This is a genomic window from Shigella sp. SIG6, from assembly GCF_053555815.1.
This window is the reverse complement of the sequence record NZ_JBQZXC010000138.1, coordinates 1-8857: the sequence shown is the minus strand read 5'-3', so window position 1 is coordinate 8857 and position 8857 is coordinate 1. Positions and strand designations below refer to the sequence as shown.

General features: G+C 47.7%; 4 protein-coding genes and 2 pseudogenes. All 6 read left to right on the top strand.

Annotation, left to right across the window (positions count from 1 at the left end; all coding sequences use genetic code 11):
• A partial coding sequence (locus tag ACUU1M_RS17035; protein WP_449144699.1) for a porin occupies positions 1-368 on the top strand: 368 nt, incomplete at its 5' end.
• A gap of 163 nt (positions 369-531) precedes the next feature.
• The gene (locus ACUU1M_RS17030) at positions 532-1017 is read left to right on the top strand and encodes an IpaH-like protein (protein ID WP_073705658.1); all 486 of its coding nucleotides are present in this window, start codon (positions 532-534) and stop codon (positions 1015-1017) included.
• Between the two features lie 109 nt (positions 1018-1126).
• Positions 1127-2459: pseudogene (locus ACUU1M_RS17025) on the top strand (leucine-rich repeat domain-containing protein).
• Between the two features lie 323 nt (positions 2460-2782).
• Positions 2783-4160: pseudogene (gene narU / locus ACUU1M_RS17020) on the top strand (nitrate/nitrite transporter NarU).
• Positions 4161-4241: 81 nt separating this feature from the next.
• The gene (narZ, locus tag ACUU1M_RS17015) at positions 4242-7982 is read left to right on the top strand and encodes a nitrate reductase Z subunit alpha (RefSeq protein WP_000040464.1); all 3741 of its coding nucleotides are present in this window, start codon (positions 4242-4244) and stop codon (positions 7980-7982) included.
• A partial coding sequence (gene narH / locus ACUU1M_RS17010) for a nitrate reductase subunit beta (RefSeq protein ID WP_042774510.1) occupies positions 7979-8857 on the top strand: 879 nt, incomplete at its 3' end. The genes narZ and narH, both read left to right, overlap by 4 nt.

Here is an 8857-nt window from a genome sequence, read left to right as displayed (position 1 = left end):
GTATAAAGTATGATGCCAACAACATCTACTTTGCAGCTAATTACGCTGAAACATTAAACATGACCACCTATGGGGATGGTTATATCTCTAACAAAGCACAAAGTTTTGAAGTGGTGGCGCAATATCAATTCGACTTCGGCTTGCGCCCATCACTCGCTTACCTGAAATCGAAAGGCAGAGATCTGGGCCGCTACGGCGACCAGGACATGATTGAGTATATCGACGTTGGTGCGACGTATTTCTTCAACAAAAATATGTCGACCTATGTTGATTATAAAATCAACCTGATTGATGAAAGCGACTTTACCCGTGCCGTAGATATTCGCACCGATAATATCGTCGCTACGGGCATTACCTATCAGTTCTAACGTCCTCTCCTGACCAGCCCTTCTCTGGGCTGGTTTTTGATTTAAGTGCTGCTGTATGACTCCTTAAGTAAAAATGAGCAATTTTTGATATTTCTGGTCATTCACCTCAATTAATATTATTCCATATCCTCCGGGGACATCTTACTATAATATTTATTGATGAGTGATTATGACCAATATTAATACAGCTTGTGTAAAAAATAATGCCAGTTATCAACTTAATAACGCATTACCTAACAAAGAAACCATCTCCAGCAATTTTTGTGAACGACTAGAACAATGGGGTAATAAATCGGTTAATAATGGTGAAGAAAGAGCAATTGCCGTGGAGCGAATTAAAGAAGCTTACAATTCGAACATGGCATCTCTTGATTTGTCATATCTTGATTTGAGTGAATTACCGCCTATCCCCTCGACAGTTAATACGTTAAATCTGGAAAACAATTGTCTAACTTGTCTTGACTTAGCTGACAATGCCAGTCTCGTTAATATCAACCTCAGCGTTAATAAAATTAACACGATAACCTTTCCAAAAGAACCAAAACTGGAAAACATTTATATTGATCATAACAATCTGGAAAGTTTAGATTTAAAAAATCAGCATTCATTGGTTAATCTGGAAGCGCAAAATAATAGCCTAAAAAAATGATATTTCTGATAGTTATAAACTGAAATTTCTTAATCTTGATTATAACAAGCTAGCATCGCTGGATGTCTCCCGGCAAGAATCTCTGATTGAGTTAAGTGCCCATCACAATATGATCACTGACCTTATATTACACAATCATCCCAGGATGAAAACAATCACTTTAAACGACAACCATATTGCACATTTAAACGCCAAAAACACTACAAAACTGGAATATTTAAACTTAAGCAATAACAATTTACTGCCAACCAATGACATTGATCAACTAATATCATCAAAACATCTTTGGCATGTATTAGTTAACGGCATCAACAATGATCCACTTGCACAAATGCAGTACTGGACTGCAGTAAGAAATATAATTGATGACACTAATGAAGTGACCATTGATTTATCAGGACTTAATTTAACCACTCAACCACCAGGGCTGCAAAACTTCACCTCTATCAATCTTGATAATAACCAACTCACACATTTTGATGCAACCAACTACGATAGACTCGTAAAGCTAAGTCTGAATAGTAATGCTCTTGAGTCAATAAATTTTCCTCAAGGCAGAAATGTAAGTATTACACATATATCTATGAATAATAATGCTCTCAGAAATATTGATATAGATAGGCTTTCATCAGTTACTTATTTTAGTGCGGCACATAATCAACTAGAGTTTGTGCAATTAGAATCTTGCGAATGGCTGCAATACCTGAATCTCAGCCATAATCAATTAACTGATATTGTTGCAGGTAATAAAAATGAACTCTTACTGCTGGATCTATCCCATAATAAACTAACAAGTTTACACAATGTCTTATTTCCCAACTTGAATACGTTACTTATTAACAACAATTTGCTTTCTGAAATTAAAATATTCTATAGCAACTTCCGCAATGTTCAGACATTAAACGCTGCTAACAACCAGTTGAAATATATAAATCTTGATTTCCTGACTTATCTTCCATCTATCAAAAGTTTAAGACTGGACAATAATAAAATAACCCACATTGATACTAATAATACATCCGATATTGGAACTTTATTCCCCATAATAAAACAGAGCAAAAACTTAAATTTTTTAAATGTTTCTGGGAAGAACAATTGCCCTACTATGCAGCTCATGTTATTTAATTTGTTTTCCCCAGCACTTAAGCTTAATACTGGCCTGGCAATTCTTTCGTCTGGTGCATTTGAAGTTCACTCTGACGGAATAGATGTGGATAACGAATTGTTTCACTATACTATTAAAAATAGCATATACCCCATATAATATACACACTTACAAGACAGAGGAAGTTGTAAACCAGAGGAATATAAAAGTTAAAAACATGACCTTAGATGAAATAAACAATACTTACTATAATAACGATTATTACAATCAGGCAATAAGAGAGGAACCGATAGACTTTCTGGACAGATCGTTTTCCTCCAATTCATGGCCTTTTTAGTGAATAAATCATCACTAATTCTATAAGTGTCTGGTCTTGTTGAGAATATAGTTAATATGTAACCCTTTAGATTCACGATCTGAAGGGTTGAAACATGACATACGTTCAAAGATTAACCCCCGTTTGAAGGTTAGCTTGTTAGTTACATTTAGTAACACATATCTGGCTACTTAATCCCCATTCTGCCCCCGCGGTTACGCTTTCTTATCTATTCTTTCAATCAGCACTTCACCCAATTCATCCTTAATTCTAATAACTGGCTATTGCGCCTTACCTCCTGTTTTGTCTTTTTTCATTACCAATGTGTGCATGTGAGGAACAATATGGCACTGCAAAATGAGAAAAATAGTCGTTATCTTTTACGCGACTGGAAACCAGAAAATCCGGCCTTCTGGGAAAATAAAGGAAAACATATTGCTCGAAGAAACCTCTGGATATCAGTCAGTTGTCTACTTCTTGCCTTCTGTGTCTGGATGCTATTTAGCGCAGTTACCGTTAATCTCAATAAAATCGGTTTTAATTTTACTACCGATCAACTCTTTTTATTAACCGCATTACCCTCCGTTTCTGGCGCATTATTGCGTGTTCCCTACTCCTTTATGGTGCCTATATTCGGTGGACGCCGATGGCCGGTTTTTAGTACTGTAATCCTGATTATTCCTTGCGTCTGGCTCGGAATTGCCGTGCAAAATCCGAATACTCCTTTTGGGATATTTATCGTTATCGCTTTGCTATGCGGTTTTGCAGGTGCAAACTTTGCTTCGAGCATGGGCAATATCAGTTTCTTCTTTCCAAAAGCCAAACAAGGGAGCGCTCTTGGGATTAATGGCGGATTAGGAAACTTAGGTGTAAGTGTAATGCAGCTGGTTGCACCGCTGGTCATTTTTGTACCTGTATTTGCCTTTCTCGGCGTCAATGGCGTACCGCAGGCCGACGGTTCGGTGATGTCGCTGGCGAATGCCGCATGGATTTGGGTACCGCTACTGGCGATTGCCACGATCGCCGCCTGGTCAGGGATGAATGATATCGCCAGTTCACGCGCCTCAATTGCCGACCAGCTCCCTGTCGCATCTCTGGCTGCTGAGCCTGCTTTACCTTGCCACCTTCGGTTCGTTTATCGGTTTTTCTGCGGGTTTTGCCATGCTGGCAAAAACCCAGTTCCCGGATGTGAATATTCTGCGCCTGGCGTTCTTTGGCCCATTTATTGGTGCCATCGCGCGGTCGGTTGGTGGTGCTATTTCCGATAAATTCGGCGGCGTGCGGGTGACGTTGATCAACTTTATTTTTATGGCGATTTTCAGTGCCCTGCTGTTCCTTACCTTACCGGGCACAGGCTCCGGTAATTTCATCGCCTTTTACGCCGTATTTATGGGGCTGTTTCTGACCGCGGGTCTGGGAAGTGGTTCTACTTTCCAGATGATCGCCGTCATCTTTCGCCAGATAACCATTTATCGGATGAAGATGAAAGGCGGTAGTGATGAGCAAGCTCAGAGAGAAGCCGTCACCGAAACGGCGGCAGCGCTGGGCTTTATCTCAGCCATTGGCGCAGTGGGCGGCTTTTTTATTCCGCAGGCATTTGGCATGTCGCTCAATATGACCGGCTCTCCGGTCGGCGCGATGAAAGTGTTTTTAATCTTCTACATCGTTTGTGTGCTGCTGACCTGGCTGGTTTATGGTCGGCGGAAGTTCAGCCAAAAATAAGAGATCGATGCCTGATGTACAACCGTGTCGCATCCGACAAGGTATCAGATCCCAATTCATTCCTGGAGCAGGAGTCATGTCATGAGTAAACTTTTGGATCGCTTTCGCTACTTCAAACAAAAGGGCGAAACCTTTGCCGATGGTCACGGACAGGTGATGCATAGCAACCGCGACTGGGAGGACAGCTATCGCCAGCGTTGGCAGTTCGACAAAATCGTGCGTTCCACCCACGGCGTTAACTGTACAGGCTCCTGTAGCTGGAAAATCTACGTTAAAAATGGTCTGGTGACCTGGGAAATCCAACAGACCGACTACCCGCGCACTCGCCCTGACCTGCCCAATCATGAACCTCGCGGCTGCCCGCGTGGCGCAAGTTACTCCTGGTATCTTTACAGCGCTAACCGCCTGAAATACCCGCTCATTCGTAAACGACTGATTGAACTGTGGCGCGAAGCCCTCAAACAACACAGCGATCCGGTACTGGCGTGGGCATCGATTATGAACGATCCGCAAAAGTGCCTGAGCTACAAACAAGTGCGTGGGCGCGGCGGGTTTATCCGCTCCAACTGGCAGGAACTAAACCAGCTGATTGCCGCCGCTAACGTCTGGACCATCAAAACCTACGGCCCGGATCGCGTTGCCGGTTTCTCGCCGATCCCGGCGATGTCGATGGTTTCTTACGCCGCCGGAACGCGTTATCTGTCGCTGCTTGGCGGCACCTGTTTAAGTTTCTACGACTGGTATTGCGACCTGCCGCCCGCCTCGCCGATGACCTGGGGCGAGCAAACCGACGTACCGGAATCTGCCGACTGGTATAACTCCAGCTACATCATCGCTTGGGGGTCTAACGTACCGCAGACACGTACGCCGGACGCCCACTTCTTTACCGAAGTACGCTACAAAGGCACTAAAACCATCGCCATTACCCCTGACTACTCTGAAGTGGCCAAATTGTGCGACCAGTGGCTGGCACCGAAACAAGGCACTGATAGCGCCCTGGCGATGGCAATGGGGCATGTGATTTTAAAAGAGTTTCATCTCGATAATCCCAGCGACTACTTTATCAACTACTGCCGCCGCTACAGCGACATGCCGATGCTGGTAATGCTGGAGCCTCGCGACGATGGTAGCTACGTTCCCGGGCGCATGATCCGCGCATCTGACCTGGTGGATGGACTGGGCGAAAGCAACAATCCGCAGTGGAAAACCGTAGCAGTTAATACCGCAGGTGAATTGGTAGTGCCGAACGGTTCGATTGGTTTCCGCTGGGGAGAAAAAGGCAAATGGAATCTGGAATCCATTGCCGCCGGTACGGAAACCGAATTGTCGTTAACCCTGCTCGGTCAACATGACGCTGTTGCAGGCGTGGCCTTCCCCTACTTTGGCGGCATTGAAAATCCGCATTTTCGCAGCGTAAAACACAATCCGGTGCTGGTGCGCCAATTGCCCGTTAAAAACCTGACGTTAGTCGATGGCAACACCTGTCCGGTGGTCAGCGTTTATGATTTGGTACTGGCGAATTACGGCCTCGATCGCGGGCTGGAAGATGAAAACAGCGCGAAAGATTACGCTGAAATCAAACCGTACACCCCAGCCTGGGGTGAGCAAATTACCGGCGTACCGCGCCAGTATATTGAAACCATCGCCCGCGAATTTGCCGATACCGCCCATAAAACGCATGGGCGCTCAATGATTATCCTCGGCGCAGGTGTTAACCACTGGTATCACATGGACATGAACTACCGCGGGATGATCAATATGCTGATCTTCTGCGGTTGTGTCGGGCAAAGCGGTGGCGGCTGGGCACACTATGTCGGCCAGGAAAAACTGCGCCCACAAACCGGCTGGTTGCCACTGGCCTTTGCGCTCGACTGGAACCGACCACCGCGCCAGATGAACAGCACCTCGTTTTTCTACAATCATTCCAGCCAATGGCGCTATGAAAAAGTCTCTGCTCAGGAGTTACTTTCACCGCTCGCCGATGCCAGTAAGTACAGCAGTCATCTGATTGATTTCAACGTTCGCGCCGAACGTATGGGCTGGCTACCTTCTGCGCCGCAGCTGGGGCGTAACCCGCTCGGGATTAAAGCTGAAGCCGACAAGGCCGGATTATCCCCCACAGAATTTACCGCCCAGGCGCTGAAATCGGGCGATTTACGTATGGCCTGCGAACAACCAGATAGCGGCAGCAATCATCCGCGTAATTTGTTTGTCTGGCGCTCTAACCTGCTTGGCTCCTCCGGCAAAGGCCACGAGTATATGCAGAAGTATCTGCTGGGGACCGAAAGCGGGATTCAGGGCGAGGAACTCGGTGCCAGCGACGGGATCAAACCGGAAGAAGTCGAGTGGCAAACTGCGGCGATTGAAGGCAAGCTCGACCTGCTGGTGACGCTCGACTTCCGCATGTCCAGTACCTGCCTGTTCTCCGATATCGTTCTGCCCACCGCCACCTGGTATGAAAAAGACGATATGAACACCTCGGATATGCATCCATTTATTCATCCGCTTTCTGCGGCGGTCGATCCGGCCTGGGAATCACGCAGCGACTGGGAAATCTACAAAGGTATTGCCAAAGCATTTTCGCAAGTGTGCGTGGGCCATCTTGGCAAAGAAACCGACGTGGTATTACAACCACTGCTGCATGACTCTCCGGCAGAGCTCTCACAGCCGTGTGAAGTGCTCGACTGGCGCAAAGGCGAATGCGATCTGATCCCGGGTAAAACCGCGCCGAATATTGTGGCGGTGGAGCGCGACTACCCTGCTACGTATGAACGCTTTACCTCGCTCGGGCCATTGATGGACAAACTTGGCAATGGCGGTAAAGGGATTTCGTGGAATACCCAGGATGAAATCGATTTCCTCGGCAAACTCAATTACACCAAGCGTGATGGCCCGGCACAGGGGCGTCCGCTGATTGACACCGCCATTGACGCTTCAGAAGTGATTCTGGCACTGGCACCGGAAACCAACGGTCATGTTGCAGTCAAAGCGTGGCAGGCGCTGGGCGAGATCACCGGGCGCGAACATACCCATCTGGCGCTGCACAAAGAGGACGAGAAGATTCGCTTTCGCGATATTCAGGCGCAGCCGCGTAAAATTATCTCCAGCCCCACATGGTCCGGTCTGGAAAGCGATCACGTATCCTGTAACGCGGGATACACCAACGTTCATGAGTTAATTCCGTGGCGCACGCTGTCGGGACGCCAGCAGCTCTATCAGGATCATCCGTGGATGCGTGCTTTTGGTGAAAGCCTGGTGGCTTATCGCCCGCCTATCGACACCCGTAGCGTCAGTGAGATGCGCCAGATACCGCCAAACGGCTTCCAGGAAAAAGCACTTAACTTCCTGACGCCGCACCAGAAATGGGGCATTCACTCAACCTACAGTGAAAACCTGCTAATGCTGACGCTCTCTCGCGGTGGACCGATTGTCTGGATCAGCGAAACAGATGCCCGAGAACTGACCATTGTCGATAACGACTGGGTGGAAGTATTTAACGCCAACGGCGCGCTGACTGCCCGCGCGGTGGTCAGCCAACGTGTACCGCCGGGCATGACCATGATGTATCACGCCCAGGAACGCATTATGAATATTCCTGGTTCGGAAGTAACTGGCATGCGCGGCGGCATTCATAACTCGGTCACCCGCGTTTGCCCGAAACCGACGCATATGATTGGCGGTTACGCGCAGCTGGCCTGGGGCTTTAACTACTACGGCACCGTCGGCTCGAACCGCGACGAATTCATCATGATCCGCAAGATGAAGAACGTTAACTGGCTGGATGATGAAGGTCGCGATCAGGTACAGGAGGCGAAAAAATGAAAATACGTTCGCAAGTCGGCATGGTGCTTAACCTCGATAAATGTATCGGCTGCCATACCTGTTCGGTGACCTGTAAAAACGTCTGGACCGGACGCGAAGGCATGGAGTACGTATGGTTTAACAACGTCGAAACCAAACCGGGCATTGGTTATCCGAAAAACTGGGAAGATCAGGAAGAGTGGCAAGGCGGCTGGGTCCGCGATGTGAATGGCAAGATCCGTCCGCGTCTGGACAGCAAGATGGGCGTAATAACCAAAATCTTCGCCAACCCGGTGGTGCCGCAGCAGATTGATGATTACTACGAACCTTTCACCTTCGACTACGAACATTTGCATAGCACACCGGAAGGCAAACATATCCCTACTGCTCGCCCGCGTTCACTGATTGACGGCAAACGGATGGACAAAGTGATCTGGGGCCCAAACTGGGAAGAACTGCTGGGCGGCGAGTTTGAAAAACGTGCCCGCGACCGCAACTTCGAGGCCATGCAAAAGGAGATGTACGGGCAGTTTGAAAACACCTTCATGATGTACCTGCCGCGCCTGTGCGAACACTGCCTCAATCCCAGCTGCGTGGCGACCTGCCCAAGCGGCGCTATCTACAAACGCGAAGAAGACGGCATTGTGCTGATTGATCAGGATAAATGCCGTGGCTGGCGTTTGTGCATTAGCGGTTGTCCGTACAAAAAAATCTACTTCAACTGGAAAAGCGGCAAGTCAGAAAAATGTATCTTCTGTTATCCGCGAATTGAGTCAGACCAACCCACCGTGTGCTCAGAAACCTGCGTGGGTCGCATCCGGTATCTGGGCGTGCTGCTTTACGACGCCGACCGCATCGAGGAAGCGGCGAGCACCGAGCGCGAAGTTGACCTCTAT